At 50.5% G+C, this 15,371-nt stretch carries 15 protein-coding genes and 1 pseudogene; 6 read left to right on the top strand and 10 right to left on the bottom strand.

Annotated features, from left to right (window positions below):
• Positions 1-113: 113 nt before the first annotated feature.
• Complete coding sequence (locus tag G5B42_RS07780) at positions 114-1,631, top strand: methyl-accepting chemotaxis protein (RefSeq protein ID WP_181339909.1); 1,518 nt, start codon at positions 114-116, stop codon at positions 1,629-1,631.
• Between the two features lie 85 nt (positions 1,632-1,716).
• Here G5B42_RS07780 and pdxS read toward each other — a convergent pair whose 3' ends face one another.
• The 3 genes from pdxS to G5B42_RS07765 all read right to left on the bottom strand — a co-directional run bounded on the left by pdxS (position 1,717) and on the right by G5B42_RS07765 (position 4,123).
• Entirely contained in the window at positions 1,717-2,601 is an 885-nt protein-coding gene (pdxS, locus tag G5B42_RS07775; protein WP_181339908.1) for a pyridoxal 5'-phosphate synthase lyase subunit PdxS, read from the bottom strand.
• Between the two features lie 179 nt (positions 2,602-2,780).
• A complete protein-coding gene (locus G5B42_RS07770) occupies positions 2,781-3,662 on the bottom strand; it encodes a hypothetical protein (RefSeq protein WP_181339907.1) in 882 nt (293 codons plus the stop codon).
• Between the two features lie 116 nt (positions 3,663-3,778).
• Positions 3,779-4,123 carry a GIY-YIG nuclease family protein gene (locus G5B42_RS07765; RefSeq protein WP_181339906.1) on the bottom strand — a complete coding sequence of 115 codons (345 nt, stop codon included), beginning with the start codon at positions 4,121-4,123 and terminating at the stop codon, positions 3,779-3,781.
• A gap of 238 nt (positions 4,124-4,361) precedes the next feature.
• Here G5B42_RS07765 and G5B42_RS07760 point away from each other — a divergent pair, with 238 nt between their 5' ends.
• Positions 4,362-4,682, top strand: a complete 321-nt coding sequence (locus tag G5B42_RS07760; protein WP_181339905.1) for a putative heavy metal-binding protein — start codon at positions 4,362-4,364, stop codon at positions 4,680-4,682.
• 29 nt (positions 4,683-4,711) lie between these two features.
• Here G5B42_RS07760 and G5B42_RS11915 read toward each other — a convergent pair whose 3' ends face one another.
• The 6 genes from G5B42_RS11915 to G5B42_RS07735 form a co-directional block, all read right to left on the bottom strand.
• Positions 4,712-4,873, bottom strand: coding sequence for a hypothetical protein (locus tag G5B42_RS11915; RefSeq protein WP_231133363.1), 162 nt, complete (start codon positions 4,871-4,873; stop codon positions 4,712-4,714).
• A 29-nt stretch (positions 4,874-4,902) separates the two neighbouring features.
• A complete protein-coding gene (locus tag G5B42_RS07755) occupies positions 4,903-5,790 on the bottom strand; it encodes a carbohydrate ABC transporter permease (RefSeq protein ID WP_181339904.1) in 888 nt (295 codons plus the stop codon).
• Between the two features lie 2 nt (positions 5,791-5,792).
• A complete protein-coding gene (locus G5B42_RS07750) occupies positions 5,793-6,749 on the bottom strand; it encodes a carbohydrate ABC transporter permease (protein ID WP_181339903.1) in 957 nt (318 codons plus the stop codon).
• A gap of 73 nt (positions 6,750-6,822) precedes the next feature.
• Positions 6,823-8,094, bottom strand: coding sequence for an ABC transporter substrate-binding protein (locus G5B42_RS07745; RefSeq protein ID WP_181339902.1), 1,272 nt, complete (start codon positions 8,092-8,094; stop codon positions 6,823-6,825).
• 100 nt (positions 8,095-8,194) lie between these two features.
• Positions 8,195-9,187, bottom strand: coding sequence for a LacI family DNA-binding transcriptional regulator (locus tag G5B42_RS07740; protein WP_181339901.1), 993 nt, complete (start codon positions 9,185-9,187; stop codon positions 8,195-8,197).
• Between the two features lie 339 nt (positions 9,188-9,526).
• Entirely contained in the window at positions 9,527-11,368 is a 1,842-nt protein-coding gene (locus G5B42_RS07735; RefSeq protein ID WP_181339900.1) for a glycoside hydrolase family 3 protein, read from the bottom strand.
• Between the two features lie 321 nt (positions 11,369-11,689).
• On the opposite strand from G5B42_RS07735, the gene G5B42_RS07730 reads away from it, so the two are divergent.
• The 4 genes from G5B42_RS07730 (at position 11,690) to G5B42_RS07715 (ending at position 15,100) form a co-directional block, all read left to right on the top strand.
• The gene (locus tag G5B42_RS07730; RefSeq protein WP_181339899.1) at positions 11,690-12,265 is read left to right on the top strand and encodes an ABC transporter substrate-binding protein; all 576 of its coding nucleotides are present in this window, start codon (positions 11,690-11,692) and stop codon (positions 12,263-12,265) included.
• 107 nt (positions 12,266-12,372) lie between these two features.
• Positions 12,373-13,260, top strand: coding sequence for a carbohydrate ABC transporter permease (locus tag G5B42_RS07725; protein ID WP_181340002.1), 888 nt, complete (start codon positions 12,373-12,375; stop codon positions 13,258-13,260).
• Between the two features lie 48 nt (positions 13,261-13,308).
• Complete coding sequence (locus G5B42_RS07720; protein WP_181339898.1) at positions 13,309-14,160, top strand: carbohydrate ABC transporter permease; 852 nt, start codon at positions 13,309-13,311, stop codon at positions 14,158-14,160.
• A gap of 58 nt (positions 14,161-14,218) precedes the next feature.
• Positions 14,219-15,100 carry an HAD-IA family hydrolase gene (locus tag G5B42_RS07715; RefSeq protein WP_231133362.1) on the top strand — a complete coding sequence of 294 codons (882 nt, stop codon included), beginning with the start codon at positions 14,219-14,221 and terminating at the stop codon, positions 15,098-15,100.
• 35 nt (positions 15,101-15,135) lie between these two features.
• Here G5B42_RS07715 and G5B42_RS07710 read toward each other — a convergent pair.
• Positions 15,136-15,371 (bottom strand): annotated as a pseudogene (locus G5B42_RS07710) (ABC transporter); the annotation flags it as partial.

Below are 15,371 nucleotides of genomic sequence, written 5' to 3'. Positions count from 1 at the left end.
GGTTTTGTTGGGGATTAAATTCTTCTCTCTTTCAGCCGAAATATATAATACAAATTTATTTTTATTACAAATAATCCGTCTTTGAAATCACCATGAAGGGCAGGAAGAGCAGGATGAAACTGAAAAACAAGATTTCCATCGGAGTTACTGTTCTGTTATGTTTGATTGGCCTAAGCATTTTCCTGGTCGTCAATGATCAAGTCACAAAACTGGTCAATTCCAGTCTGACCCAAGAGCTTTCTTCGATCCTCAATTTAGGTTACCGGTTATTGGATGAAGTCTATCCCGGCCCTTGGCACCGGGAGAACAGCCGTCTCTATAAGGGCGAGCAATTAGTCAACGACAATTACCAGGTTGTTGACCTCATTCGCGACCAGACCGGTGCCCTCGCCACGATCTTCCTGGACAACACCCGGATTGCCACCAATGTAACCCTGGAGACCGGAGCTCGTGCCATCGGAACAACAGCGGCCCCGGAAGTTGTGGAGACCGTCCTCATCAACGGCCGTGACTTTACCGGTGAAGCCGATGTGGCCGGTCGGCCCTTTCTTACCCGTTATACCCCGCTCCGGGATGCCAGCGGAAAAGTGATCGGCATGTGGTTTGTCGGGGTGGAAAAGAAACAAGCCCAAAACCTTATATACAGGATAAATCTAGCGTTGGGTTTTATTATTCTCGTCGGTATTGCGCTCGGCATCGGAGCGACTTTTATCTTTACCGGTTTTATCTTGAAACCAATTCCGCTTCTGCTCGATGCTTTCCAAAAAGCAGCCATGGGTGACCTCACCGCCAAACTGCCGGTCTTGGCAAAGGATGAAATCGGCCAGTTGGCGACCGGTTTTAACCAATTGCTGAACAAACAGCGGGAGTCCTCTGTTCTGGTACAATCGATCGCGGAAAAAGTCAGCGATAGTTCCCTGCAGATCGCCGTCGGCAACGAAGACCTCTCCCAACGCACCCAAGAAGAGGCCGCCGCGCTGGAGGAACTGTCTGCCACCATGCAGGAGATCAGTGCCTCAATCCATCAGTTATCGGCCAACGCCCAAAAAGCAAACCACTTTTCGCAGACTACCCTCAATGTGGTCAAAGAAGGCGAGGAAGCAATCGCCCACACTATGGCGGCCATGGAACAGATCTCAGCCAGCAGCAACCAGATCGCCGCCATCATCCAGGTCGTTAACGACATCTCCTTCCAAACAAATCTGCTGGCCCTCAACGCCGCCGTTGAAGCAGCCCGGGCCGGCGAACAAGGCCGCGGTTTTGCCGTTGTCGCCGCCGAAGTACGAAGCCTGGCCAGGCGGGCCGGGGAAGCCGCCCAGGAAATTGAGGCGCTCATCACGGAAAGTGTGAACCGAGTGGAAAACGGCAACATAATGGCGAAAAAATCCGGTGTCATCCTCAAGCAGATCGTCGAAAATACCATGCAGACCTCGGCGGCCATCAATGCGGTCGCCGATGCCATCAAAGAGCAGACCAGCGCAACCCAGCAAATCCAGTATTCCATTGACCAACTGAACCAGGTTACCCAGGATAACGCCGCTCTGGTTGAGGAACTGGCTTCCTCTTGCCAATTCTTAAAGCATGAAGCCGAGCGGCTTAGTAACATGCTGAACCAGTTCAAAGTGGAATAAAAAAGAACAACGAACGAAAATAAAAAATGCGTTATTACGTTTGGTAATAACGCATTTTTTGTGCTACGCGCACCACTTCTTTACTTTACCATCCCCGTTCGGCCAGGCGGTTTTCGCTGGCCAGTCCGGCCACACTGATCCCCCGCATCGCTTCGCCTAAACCACGGGAAACTTTCGCCAACACTTCCGGATCGTTGTAATGGGCCACCGCTTCGACGATAGCTTTCGCCCGCGCGACCGGGTTTGCCGACTTGAAAATCCCGGAACCGACAAAAACGCCATCGCATCCCAGTTGCATCATCATGGCGGCATCGGCCGGAATCGCGACCCCGCCGGCCGCAAAGTTAACCACGGGCAAGCGGCCCAGTTTCCGGGTTTCGCTGAGTAAAGCCACCGGCACCCGCATCTCTTCCGCCAGTTTTGGTAATTCTGCTTCCGGCGTCTTCTGTAAAGCGGCAATCTCTTCGTTCACCGTCCGGATATGGCGCACCGCTTCGACAATATCACCTGTGCCGGCCTCGCCTTTGGTCCGGATCATGACCGCCCCTTCATTAATCCGGCGGAGGGCCTCGCCCAGATTACGGGCCCCGCAAACAAAGGGGACTTTAAACTTGGTTTTATCAATATGATACCGATCGTCGGCCGGGGTCAAAACTTCACTCTCATCGATAAAGTCAATGCCCAACGCCTCCAGGATTTGCGCCTCCACAAAATGACCGATGCGCACCTTCGCCATGACGGGAATCGAGACCGCTTCCACGATGCGAAGGATCACTTCCGGATCGGACATGCGGGCTACGCCGCCCTCAGCCCTGATGTCGGCGGGGACTCTTTCCAACGCCATGACGGCCACCGCCCCGGCTTCCTCGGCGATCTTCGCCTGTTCCGGAGTGGTCACATCCATGATCACGCCACCCTTAAGCTTTTCAACGATGTTCTGACCGGTCTTCCGCGTATCTTCTTTGAACATGAGGAACTTCTCCTCCTTACGCAAATCTTTACTAATTGCTTATATTTTACCACTAACTACATGGTAATAGGACTACCTCATATGTATAGTTTTTGTTAATAGCTTTATCCCGGCAGACCCGCACACGGTTGCCGGGATAAAGGTTCTTCAATTAATTAAACTAAATTAACTCTACTGAATCACCAGGCGGCAACCGCCGCTTGCCGAAAGGCCTCCACTTCTTCCGTTAAACGATAATCATTAGCGGCAAGCACTTGGAGATACTCTTTAATCAGCGCCGCAAAATCCCCTTCCGTTTCTTTGGCAACAAATTGATTATAAGCCAATTTGGCTTCGGGATCCATTGCTTTCGTCTGATAATTGAACAAAGGAGTATTGTTACAACCAAACAGGGCAAAGGTAACGTAGCGGCGCAAAAGGGCCCGCACCGGCTCGACCTGCGTCGAGCCGCTGTACCCGTCGATAAACTGTTCCTGGCGCTTTGCCCGCTGGAGAAGCTCCGCCCAACTGATCATCAGGGCGGCGTCTTTGACCGGCGTCGCTTCCGACTCCACCGCCATCAGTTCAAAATAGGCTGTCAAGTCGGGACTAATCGCTTCAAAGTACTTTTGGTAGAAAGGATAATCGATCACCGGAAAGAATTGCCCTTCGGCGGTCTCCACCTTGTAACCGTTTTTCATGGTTTCGGCCACCAACTGCCGGACCGTTTCGTCCTGGGCCGTCTTTAAATCGTCCAGCGCCCAGTTCCGCTGGTAAACCCGGAGCATCTTCGCCTGCAGAACACTGTCATCGTAAAGCCGTTCCCAATCCGGAAGCATTTTCTTTTGGACCGACTCCAGCCCCAAAACCAGCTTTCCGGCATTTTTGGTTGTCACTTCATCAATATGCCGATCCACATAGGCAATGACTTCGGCCACAGTCAAATCCTCCTTGGCCAGCAAGCGAGTAAAACCGGTCATTACCTTTTCTTCTTTCGTGGAGAATACATCGCCACGGTTATAGACGAAAGCAAGGGCAAGCCCGATCAAGATACAAATTATAAACGTGCCATTTTTCCGCACTTTATTGCCTCCTCATTAACTTAAACACCACTCCTTAATTCAAACGCCTTTGTCCGAAAAAAATTACGCGTAATCCGCTGGTATTTGTTGGCCCTTTTTACGGCCTTGCCGGCCTGCTAAAAAAAGACCATCTTCTCCTGCGCCAGTTTTTCCGCCCAGACCAGCCGCAAGATTTCCAGCTCTTCGCTGTAATCGGTCTTGGTTTCGTCTTTATCATATTCCAGTTTGTCCAGAACCTCAAAGACGAAATTCGCCGCGCCCCGCTCTTGCCATGCTTTCTGTAACTCCCGGTTGGGATGCTTTCCCGCATCCAGTTTAAACCGGGTGCTATTGATTGCTCCCTTCAAGTCGGGTGTCGCTTGCAGGTAACAACGGCCATCATCCAGCGCCCGGATGAGAAAAATCCCCATCTCCGGCTTCATCTGCTTATATAATTGCTTCAGTTCCTTTTTCCGGTCCATCACTCATACCCCATTTCCTTTATGATCCGCGTCAAAATGCATCAAACGTTCCCCGGTCAATCATCATTGCCCATCGCTGGCCAAAATAACCTTGGAGTTTTTACCGTATTATCTGCCTTTCCGTCAATCCTGTCAAGAAAAACGAAGAAAATAGAGGAGAACGGTTTTCCTACCATCACCCGTGCCAATCTGGTATAATTAAGAAGATATTTACCTGTCAAGAGGGGGGGAATTAAAAATGATCGTGACCACCACCAATACGGTTGAAGGCCGCAAAATTGTGGAATACAAGGGTATTGTCTTCGGGGAAGTGATCTCCGGCGTCAACTTCCTCAAGGATTTCGCCGCTGAACTGACTAACTTCTTCGGCGGGCGTTCCGGTTCCTACGAGGGGGAACTGATTAAAGCCCGCGAAAATGCCATTTATGAGATGCAGCGTCGTGCCGCCAAATTAGGGGCCAATGCCGTCGTCGGCGTGGATATTGACTATGAAGTCCTGGGCAAAAGCGGGAACATGCTAATGGTCACCGCCTCGGGAACGGCTGTTGTCATCGAATAAAAACACAAGCCGCCAAACGGCCAGGGGAGCTAGATCGAGACCAGCAAGACCTTGGCCAAAGCAAACACAGAGACCAAAGGAAGCAAGGAAGCCGCCGGCCGGAAAACAAAAGAAAAACCCGGGACCTCCTGTCCCAGGTCTTTTTGGGCAGCGCCCAAGATGAGGAAGGTGCTTTTCCCACGGTTTTTCAACTGAGCGGCATTGTATACCAAAATCTACCCTAACCTTTAATCGCCCCGTAAGTTAGACCGGCAATCAGCTGTTTGGACATGAACAAGAACACAATCACCAACGGAATTACCGCGATGCTGGCGCCAACCATAATTGCGCCGTAGTCGGTTTGGGCCTGCCCCTGGAAGGAGCGGAGCGCCACCGGAATCGTATAAGTCATGCGTTCACGAAGAATAACCAAGGCCCCCATAAAGTTGTCCCAGGAACCCAGGAAGGTAATGATCCCCAAGGCGCCCAAACCCGGCTTGATAATGGGCAAAACAATCCGCCGGTAGATTGCGAATTCGGAACAGCCGTCAATGCGGGCCGCGTCGACCAAGGCCAGAGGAACCGAACTGGTAATGTACTGACGCATTAAGTAGATGCCGTAGGCGCTGGCCGCACCTGGGATATAAAGCGCCCGGGGCGTGTTAATCCAGCCAAAGTAGCTCATCATGATAAAGAACGGAATAATCCCCAGAAGCGCCGGGATCATCATGGTGGCCAACATAATGTTAAACATTAATTTTTTCCCTCTGAACTCGTAAACGGCGAAACCGTAACCGCCCACTGAACAGAAGAACAACGTGGTTATCGTGGCCATCACCGCAATATAAACACTGTTCCAGACATTACGCCAGAAGGGGAGCCGATCCAGGAGAATCCGGTAGTTCTCTGCTAAAGCGCGGCCAAACCACATCGGTGGCGGGAAAGCGAAAATCTCCGCCAAACTCCGCGTCGACAGAACCACCATGTACCAGAAGGGATAGATGGTGACGACCGTCCAAATCAGAAGCGGGAGATACAGGAGGATCTTAATCCCGATTTTTTTATAGTCGATCTGCTGTTTCACTTCGATTTCGTGTGGAAGGGTTAAGCGGGTTTGGACCTTCTTCATCTTTAACTAACCCCCTCGTCGGAACGTAATACCCTGCGCGAAATCATGGAGGCAATGAAGATCAACACAAAGACAATGTAGGAGATGGCCGCGGCACCACCAAAGTAGCCCCACTCAAAACCGGTCTGGTACAAATACATGGCCAGCGTATAGGCGGCACGGCCCGTCCCGCCATTTTTCCCGACCATAATAAACGGTTCATTAAAAATCTGCAGGCCCCCGATAACCGACATCGTAATCGCAAATTGCATTACCGGCCGCAAAGAAGGAAGGGTAATCTTAAAGAACACTTGATGCCACTTGGCCCCGTCAACCCGCGCCGCTTCATATAACTCCTGCGGAATGGTCTGCAGACCGGCCAAATACAGAATGGTGTTCCATCCGGTCCAACGCCAAATGATCTGGGTGGAGATGGTCGGAATCATCAAAGGCGGCGAAGCCAACCATTTCAACGGTATTTCAAGATTGAACAAGCTGAAGATGGCATGAAAGAAAGGAATTTTGTCCAGGGATACAGCCAGATAGTTCGCAAACCCAAATGGATAGCCGTAGAAAATGGCAAAAACCATCGACACCGCCACGGTCGAAGTTATGTACGGCAAAAACAGGGTGGCCTTAAAGAAGTTTTTCAGCCGCACAAAACCAAGGTTCAGGATGAAAGCAAAAAACAAGCCCAAAATGTGCTGGGGAACACCACTCACAATCGCCATGACAACTGTGTTCTTCAACGCTTGCCAAAACATGGGGTCGGTCAATGTATACGTGTAGTTTTCCCAGCCGATATATACCATCGGTGAAGTTGCAATCCCGTTCCAGCTGTGGAAACTCAAATAAAGCGCAAAAAAGATGGGGAAGGCACCAAAGACCAAGAAAAACGCGAAAAACGGCGAGACAAAGAAATATGGAATCATCCGGTTATAACACCGTCGAAGTCGATTTTTCATTGTTAGCTCGGTCATGAAAAACCCTCTTTTCTTTAATGGAGTAGCGAGGAGGAAGGGAGTACGCCCTCCCTTCCTCCCTTTGTCGTTCCTAGCGTCTTCTTGTTCTCCGTTCAATCTGGGTTTTTGCGTCGCGGAGCGCACGATCCACAGCTTTACCTTCATTGAGCACCGCACTCAGTTCGGCGGAAACCGCTGCGTTGGCTACACTGTCAAACTTGTTGGTGATGACTTCCGGAACGCGTTTGGCAATATCGATCCAGAGGAGACGGGCTTGCTGGCCGGCGAAGAAGTCCATCTTTTCTTCGAAAATCTTGTGGTTCCAAGCTTCCATCCAGGCGGGGAAGCAATCGGCGGTCTCGAAGTTCTTCACTTGCACATCGGTGTTGGTGCAGATGAACTCGATAAAGGCCCAGGCCGCCTCCTTGTTTTTGCTCTGTTCCGGAATCGCCAGGAAGGTACCGCCCCAGTAACCGGCCATCCGCGGTTCACCGGCCTTCAGCGCCGGCCACTCGGCAACGCCCCATTTACCGGCGGTGTCCGGTGCCATCCAGTTCTTCAGGTGGCCGCCCAACCAAGCGCCGCAGGGCTCATAAGCAACCGTCCCGGTTTGGAAAGCAACATACCATTCATTAGACCAGGCACCGATTCCAGCTGCGATACCGGCATCCTGGAATTTTTTCGCCCACTCGAACGCCAGGCGGAAACGCTCGCTATCAACCACACAGTTACCGTTTTTGTCAAAGTACAACTCCGGTGAAGAACGAATGATCATCCAGGCAATATTACCCGCGTCGGAGACGAGCCAGGTGTCGTTTTTCCCGTCGCCGTCCAGGTCCTTGGAGATTTTCAGACCGGCCTGATACAGGTCTTCCATGGTCTTGATATCTTCAATCTTAATTCCGTTGGCCTCAAAGACATCCCGGCGGTAGAAAGCGCAACCCGGAGCAATGTCCGCCGGCATCGCAATCAACCGTCCGTCATCCGAGGAACCCTGCGCCCAGGTGTAAGGGGCAATCCCATGACGATACCGGCCGGCGTTGTAAGGCGGTTTCAACAGGTCAACCAAACCGCCCTCGGTGACAAACTGGGCCACATAGGCAATTTCAACAGCCGCGACATCGGGTGCACCCTGACCGGCGGCCAAAGCGGTGACCAGTGTGCTGTGGTGGTCGTCAAACCCCAACGATTTGATCTCGACTTCAATGTTGGGATACTTTTTGTAAAACTCGGGCAGAACCGCCGCATAAGCCTCGTCCAGAGCCGGGTAGCAGCCAACGACGATCTTGGTTTTCGGTGCCGCTTCCAGGCAAACCGAACCGACCAACAACAGGACCAACAACACCAAACCTAGTTTACGCATTGAAGAAACCCTCCTTGATTAATGATCATTGGTAAAAAGATTCTTCCGTCCTTCTCAGAAGTGAAGACCTTTTCTAGCTGCACGCCACCTCCTTTATCTATCACTGCAAACCCGCACCGCAGGACGCCCTAACTACCAAAGAAGTCTGGAGGATGACATGGGTGACTGCTGTTTCCTCTCCGGAAAGAATCGCCAGCATTTTGCGGGCGGCAACAGCCCCCATCTCCTTGATTGGTTGACGTACCGTAGTTAGGGGCGGGTAGAAGGTTTGGGCGATCTCCGAATCGTCAAACCCAATCACCGCCATGTCCCTTGGTACAGAAAATCCTTTTTTAAAGAGGCCGTGGATCGCCCCGATCGCCATTTCATCGTTGAAAGCGACAATTGCCGTCGGCCGTGGTTCCAACACCAATAACTGCTCAATCTCCCGCTCGCCGCTGGCCATCGAGTAATTCCCTTCCCGAACCAGAGCGTGGTCATAGGTTAAACCATACTGTTTCAACGCGTCTTGATAACCCCGTAGACGATCGCGACTCTCCTTAAAGCTGTACGGACTGGAGATCACACCGATTCTGGTGTGCCCCAGCTTGATCAGATGCTCCGTTGCCTGATAGGCCCCTTGGCGGCTGTCGACCTCCACCGAACTTACCTGTTCGCCGACATTGCCATCGATCACCACAACCGGAAAATTATCCTTCTTCAAAGCGAGAATCCCTTTTTCCCCAATACGACGGGGGGTCGCAATGATTAACCCGTCGACTTTCTTTTCTTTAAGCATTTTGGCCAGTCGGTACTCTTTGGACTGGGCCCGCGACACGATCAAGTTGAAATCATTCTTCTGGAGAACCTCTTCAATCCCCAAAATAATCGGTCCGTAAAAGCCCCCCCGCAAATCCGGTGCGATGAGGCCAATGATCTTCACCTGTCGTAAAGACAACCCCCGGGCTTGCGCATTTGGTTGGTATTTCAATTCGCGGATTGCCTTCATCACCTTGGCATGGGTCTCCGAACTAACCGGGCGGTTATTGAGCACCCGCGACACCGTGGCCTTGGAAACCCCCGCCAACTTCGCCACTTCGTTAATGGTCGCCATTTTAATCCCCTTTATTGAACTGGTTTCATGAATATTTTGTAAAGTTGTTCTGCTCCAGCCCGCTCTGTTTGGGACATAAGCAAAGTTTTCGGGATGTTAGCGATCGGTTCAAATTATATTAAATCTAAACCGGTTTCATAAGTATATTTCTACCCCTTTTACCTGATTCCTCTTTTTTTGAGAAAATTTTTGTTCAAAACATTATTTTTACATTCTCCCAGCTAAACTACGGATTGTTCTAAAAAAAGATCCGCTTTTGCGGATCTTTTTTTCATCTCCTGAAAACCGACCTGTTCAGTTGCGTATTTCTTATCAAAAACGACCGGAAAAGCCGCTCGCCTACTTTTTCAAATCCATGGCTAAACCATACCCGTAACTAAATAAAGGATCATAATCGGCATCACCATAATTCAGCGGGTACCGGTCCAGATCTTTCGGCCACGTCACCGGTAATTTCCCCGTAAAATTGTAGTCACCGAAGAGCACATCGGCAACGCCCTGTCCCTCGGTGCCCGGTAGCCACGCCGCCACCAAGGCATCCCAATCTTTTAGAAGATGCGTAATCATTAAAGGCCGGCCCGACACGATAATCACAACCACGGGAACACCCGCCGCTTTGACCTGATTGAGCACCATGAGGTCGGGAGCGCCCAAAGTTAATTTCCCGTTATCGCCGACCCCTTCCGCATAGGGTTTTTCGCCGACCACGACCACGGCCACATCCGCCTCGTCCAAGTTGGAAACGAGGCGACCCGGTTCTTTCAGTGCCGCTTCAATTCCTTCCCGGATGGTCGTGCCGATGGTGATCGGACCGCTCTTCCCCTGCCAGGTGATGGTCCAACCCCCACACTGGTTCCCCAGATCATCCGCATTCGAACCGGCGATGTAGATCCGGCTCTCTTTGGCCAGCGGCAGAAGATTGTTCTCGTTTTTGAGCAGAACCAAAGATTTGCGGACCGCTTCCCTGGCCACCGCCCGGTGGGCTTCACACCCGATGAGCTTCTGGGCCAAAAGATCCCGGTTGGCATAAGGCGCGTCAAAGAGGCCCGCTTTAAACTTAACCCGCAAGATGCGGCGGACCGCATCATCAATCCGCTCTTCACTCACATCCCCGTTTCGCACGGCTTTTTCCAAGTTGGTAATGAAATCCCGCCAGCCGTTGGGCTCCATAAACATGTCAATCCCCGCGTTGACCGCCCGGACCACTTTTTGATAGTAATTGGGCGCGGGAATCTCCCTGATTCCTTCCCAGTCGGTGATGACAAAACCGTCAAACCCCAATTCGTTCTTGAGAACATCGGTGATTAAGTACTTGTGCTCGTGCATCTTCATCCCCTGGTAACTGTTGAAAGCCACCATGATGGTACCGACGCCCGCCTTGATCGCTTCCAGATACCCGGGAAGGTGGATGGCTCTTAACTCTTCTTCGCTGACGGCCACATTGCCGCGGTCAATCTTATACCCGGCACCACCCGTCCCCCAGGTCGCGCCGCCATCCCCCAGAAAATGTTTGGCGGTGGCCACCAGATATTCCCCGCCCATCTCGGCGTTGGGGCCCTGTAAGCCTTTGATGTAGGAACCAACCAGTAAACGCTGGAGTTCAGGGGTCTCCCCAAAACTTTCGTAGGTCCGGCCCCAGCGGACATCCCGGGCAACGGCCACACAAGGGCTGAACGTCCAATTCGCCCCGGTGGCTTTCGTTTCCAAGGCCGTAATCCGGCCGATCCTCTCTAAAAGCTCCGGATCCCGGGTCGCCCCCAAACCGATATTATGCGGAAAGATCGTGGCCCCCCATAAGTTGTTATGGCCATGGACGGCATCCGTCCCGTAAAGAATAGGGATACCCAAACGGGTGCTCATGGCCGCCTTTTGGAAGCCATCGTACATCTGCGCCCAGTTTTCCGCGGTATTCGGCGATGGCGCCGAGCCGCCGCCGCTCAACACCGAGCCGATAAAATACCGGCGCACCTCTTGCGGTGTAATCGCCCCCCGCTCCGCCTGGGTCATCTGGCCAATCTTCTCGGCAAGGGTCATCCGGGATAACAGGTCCTCCACCCGCAAGTCAATGGGGGCTGACGCATCCTTATAGACCGGAACTTCCGCACCCGTTATCCCGATAACGCCGTTGATGAGCAGAACCAGCAGTAAACATGAAAGCACAACCCAACTATGCCTTCTCATTCCTTCACCACCTCTGATTTTTATTTGTTCTGCGTTGTTGTAAAACGTTAATCCATCACTATATTGACATTCCCCATGATAACCCCCTCTCCTGCCGCTACCGTTTTTAAATTATTATGTTCCGTCCATAAAAGATTGTTTTTTAACCGGAACGGGCGTGCACCAATCCGTTCTTGTACGACTTTCTGCGGCCTGAAAAGGATAATGCAGTATTAGATAATTGTTACATTATTGTTGCTTTTGTGATACAGTTTAATGACTATCCCTTGTTACAATATGGTTAAGGAGTGTTAATGCTCCAAAAAAAAGGAGGTTGAAAAAATGAAAAAAGGTTTGTTTTGGGTTTTAAGCATTTTACTCTTCATCCTTTCTGTAACTGCTTTTTCTGCCCAAAAAACAGTTATTACCTACTGGACCCACACCGATGACAACCGCACCAGAATCGAAGAGCGGTACATTGCCGAATTCACCAAGATGCATCCCAATGTGGAAATTAAAAGAGTGGTCAACGAAGCAAGCAAGATGGGGGATTTGGTACTGACCGCTTTTGCGGCCAGAAGTGGTCCGGATATCTTTAACCTTCCGATTGAGCAGGAATATGGTTATATTGTCAACCAGCGCGTTGCCCCCGTTGACTACAGGGCTTTGGGGTACAGAAACCTCGAGGAGTTAAAGGCAGACTACGCCCCCAATACTTTTGACCCGGTCACCATGAACGGCAAAATCTACGGACTACCCCTGGAGGTTACGAACTGGTGTATTTTTATTAACAAAAGAGTTTTCCGTAGTGCCGGATTAAATCCGGAGAAGGATTATCCGAAAACCTGGGAGGAAATGGCATTTCCGCCAACGGGGACGGGCGTTTCTTACAGAAAAGTGGACGAAATCGGATTTTAACCGCAACAAGCCAGGAACACTTTTAAGGAGGAGTAAAGATGAGAGAACAAATTGTCTGGGATAAAAGCCTCCTCTCTTTAGAACCGAGCAAACGGAAAAAAAGGAGTATGGAAGAAAAAAGGGCCAGGTGGGGGTGGTTCTTTGTCTCTCCAGCCTTACTCTTTTTCATCGTTTTCAGTTTTTATCCCATCTTGAACTCGTTTTACTTGAGTTTGACCAGATATAATCTGCTCTCTTTAAAAGCGCCGGAGTTTGTCTGGTTCCGGAATTATGTCTATCTGTTTAACTCGCCAGACTTTTGGAATTCCCTGAAAAGCACCGCCATTTTTACCGTTGCCACTTTCCTGCTGCTGGTGGTGGTCAGTTTGGCACTGGGGGCTTTCATCATTTCCAGAAAGCGATGCCAGACTCTTTTACAGATGGTCTTCTATTCGCCAGCCTTGTTATCTTCAGTGGTCGCCGCCTTGATCTGGTTCCTGATCTTTGATCCGCGGGGCTTGGCTAACCAGTTTGTCAACTTCATCGGCGGAACACCAGGCGTCGACCATAAATGGCTGGCAACTCCCGTGATGTTACGATTGTCCACCATTATTGTTTATTTCTGGAAGTACGTGGGATATTTTACGATCATTTTTGTGGCCGGAATGGGGAATATTCCCAAGAGTATCCATGAGGCCGCCGAGATTGACGGCGCCAACAAGTGGCAAAATTTCTGGTTAATTGTTTTTCCCTTGATCAAACCAACCACGCTTTTGGTCTCGGTAATGGCAATGCTGCAATGCCTAAAAACCTTTAGTACCCAATATCTTTTCACCACTTCGGGAGCGCCAACCAAACCGATTAATGTGATCACCTTAAACATTTACAACACGGCGATCCGTGACTTCCGGATCGACCGCGCGAGCGCGATGAGTGTGATTCTCTTCTTTATCATGCTTGTCCTCAGTTGGTTACAGTTCAAAGCCTCCCGGGAAAATGAGATCTCCTATATGTAGGCCAAAAACCATACTGATAAAAGCACTACAGCACAAGGAGGGTTTTTTATGAGGAAGCACAAGACCCCTTCCCAGGGGCTCGGTGATTATTTAATCAATATTTTTCTTGTCGTTTTTGCCATCTTCATCCTCATCCCGCTGGTATTTATGTTTACTGCCTCAATTATGCCCGCCACTGAAATTATGAAATTACCCTACCCCTGGATCAGCAAGACTTTTCGGTGGCAAAACTACTGGTTTGGTTTGCGCGGTGCCGATGGTTCCTTCTTATATATCCGGAATATCTTCAATTCGCTTGTCGTTGCCACCTCCGTTAGCGTGACAACCGTCCTCTTATCGGCAATGGCCGGTTACGGTCTGGCTAAATTCAAATTTAAAGGCCGGAACGCCGTTTTTCTCAGCATGATGGCAACGATGATGATCCCGTTCGAAGTGATTATGATTCCGCTCTACATGGTAACAATGGCGATGAGGATTCAAGATACCTACCTGGGGTTAATTCTGCCTTTTCTCACCACTGCGTTTGGTGTATTTATGATGCGCCAGTTTTTACTGACTTTCCCCGACGAGATCCTGGATGCGGCCCGGATTGATGGGAGTGGCGAGTTTTATATTTTCAGCCGCATCGTCCTCCCCAACTGCGGTCCGGCCATTACGACCCTGGGGGTCCTCACTTTCCGCTCCCAGTGGGACAGCCTCCTCTGGCCTTTGATGGTCATACAAACCGAATCGATGAAAACTATACCCCAGTACATTACGAAATATATGGCCGAAACCCATACCGATGAAGGGATCATGATGGCGATTGCGGTTATCGCCAGTCTCCCCATGATCATTCTCTTTTTGAAGATGTCAAAGTATTTTATCAACAGCAATCTCTACGCTTCGGCCAAAGGTTAATCTTTTATAAGAGCAACAGCAGTTTTGAGGGGTAAATATGAAGGCAAATAAGATAAAAATGTATGTTTTCGATATGGGCGGCGTGGTGCTCCGGAACTACGATGTTGAACCCCAGATCGCAGAAGAACTTCAGATCTCCAGGGAAAGATTTCATCAGCTTGCCGGTGCGAATTTACTCCTTCTTTCCGACGGTAAACTTGAAATCGCTGAGTTTTGGCGGCGGTTTTCGGCGGCTTACGGCCGCGAAATTCGGGAAGATCTTTTCGGCAAATATTTCGCTCCGGAACTGGACTGGGAAATGGTTGAGTTGATCAAAAAACTAAAAGCGGCAGCGCGCGTGGTTTGCGGCACGAACACGGTGGAATCCCATTTCCACTATCTACTAAACCGCGGAGATTACCAATGGTTCGATGCGGTTTATGCCTCCAACCGGATCGGGGTCTCGAAACCGGACGCGCAATTTTTCCAACATATTCTGGCCCAGGAGGGCGCTTTGCCCCAAGAGACGGTCTTTATCGATGATACCTTGGAAAACATAGTGGCTGCGGATGCTTTAGGCATAAAAGCCATCTTAACGATGGTGGAAAATGCGGAAGAGATCTACCTTTTCCGCGCCGAAGAATTCTTTGCGCCTGATTCAGCAAGCATGGTGAAGATCACGGGCGACGCCAAAAGTGAACTCCTGACTTGCCTTACCCTCGCCGAAAAGGTGGAGGAAAGTACCGATTTGACCGCGCTCTTGTTAGAACAAGGGGTTGAACCCCTGTTTCACCTGACCTTTTATGTGAAAGACGGTGAAGAAAAAGAGACTCCCATCGTGCTCTCGGTCCTCTCCCCCGAATATTTCACCCTAATGGATACCGGTTTCTTAAACCGGAATGTGATTTATTTCCAAGGATTCCTCTATGATTACTGCCGTAACCAGATGAAAGGCCACTGACCCCGGCTTTACAACTCCGGGGTTTTTTACGCTTTTTACCTTTCATACAGTACTTTAATGGCCTCTTCAATCTGGGGTTCTTGGACCGAGAGATCCCGAATGGTACTGGCCTTGTTGACCAGGGCAATGAACTTGTTTAGCTCGTATACAGTCGGGTCCAGCTCCAATTCGGCCTGGTAAGCGGAGAATCGCTTGGTGACCTTAATCCCCGGCAGCGTCAAGTCGGGGAGGGGATGAAGGGTCGAAACGGAGATGATCTTTTTCTCCCCCC

This window comes from Capillibacterium thermochitinicola, from assembly GCF_013664685.1.
Taxonomy (GTDB): domain Bacteria; phylum Bacillota; class UBA4882; order UBA10575; family UBA10575; genus Capillibacterium; species Capillibacterium thermochitinicola.
The sequence above is the reverse complement of the archived record's forward strand: the minus strand, read 5'-3'. Positions and strand labels throughout refer to the sequence as shown.

Bases quoted from the DNA above. Each gene is read 5' to 3' on its own strand.
- G5B42_RS07780 (WP_181339909.1), top strand. From the start codon at position 114: ATGAAACTGAAAAACAAGATTTCCATCGGAGTTACTGTTCTGTTATGT.
- pdxS (WP_181339908.1), bottom strand. From the start codon at position 2,601: ATGTTCAAAGAAGATACGCGGAAGACCGGTCAGAACATCGTTGAAAAG.
- G5B42_RS07765 (WP_181339906.1), bottom strand. From the start codon at position 4,123: ATGGACCGGAAAAAGGAACTGAAGCAATTATATAAGCAGATGAAGCCG.
- G5B42_RS07760 (WP_181339905.1), top strand. From the start codon at position 4,362: ATGATCGTGACCACCACCAATACGGTTGAAGGCCGCAAAATTGTGGAA.
- G5B42_RS07755 (WP_181339904.1), bottom strand. From the start codon at position 5,790: ATGAAGAAGGTCCAAACCCGCTTAACCCTTCCACACGAAATCGAAGTG.
- G5B42_RS07750 (WP_181339903.1), bottom strand. From the start codon at position 6,749: ATGACCGAGCTAACAATGAAAAATCGACTTCGACGGTGTTATAACCGG.
- G5B42_RS07745 (WP_181339902.1), bottom strand. From the start codon at position 8,094: ATGCGTAAACTAGGTTTGGTGTTGTTGGTCCTGTTGTTGGTCGGTTCG.
- G5B42_RS07740 (WP_181339901.1), bottom strand. From the start codon at position 9,187: ATGGCGACCATTAACGAAGTGGCGAAGTTGGCGGGGGTTTCCAAGGCC.
- G5B42_RS07735 (WP_181339900.1), bottom strand. From the start codon at position 11,368: ATGAGAAGGCATAGTTGGGTTGTGCTTTCATGTTTACTGCTGGTTCTG.
- G5B42_RS07730 (WP_181339899.1), top strand. From the start codon at position 11,690: ATGAAAAAAGGTTTGTTTTGGGTTTTAAGCATTTTACTCTTCATCCTT.
- G5B42_RS07725 (WP_181340002.1), top strand. From the start codon at position 12,373: ATGGAAGAAAAAAGGGCCAGGTGGGGGTGGTTCTTTGTCTCTCCAGCC.
- G5B42_RS07720 (WP_181339898.1), top strand. From the start codon at position 13,309: ATGAGGAAGCACAAGACCCCTTCCCAGGGGCTCGGTGATTATTTAATC.
- G5B42_RS07715 (WP_231133362.1), top strand. From the start codon at position 14,219: ATGTATGTTTTCGATATGGGCGGCGTGGTGCTCCGGAACTACGATGTT.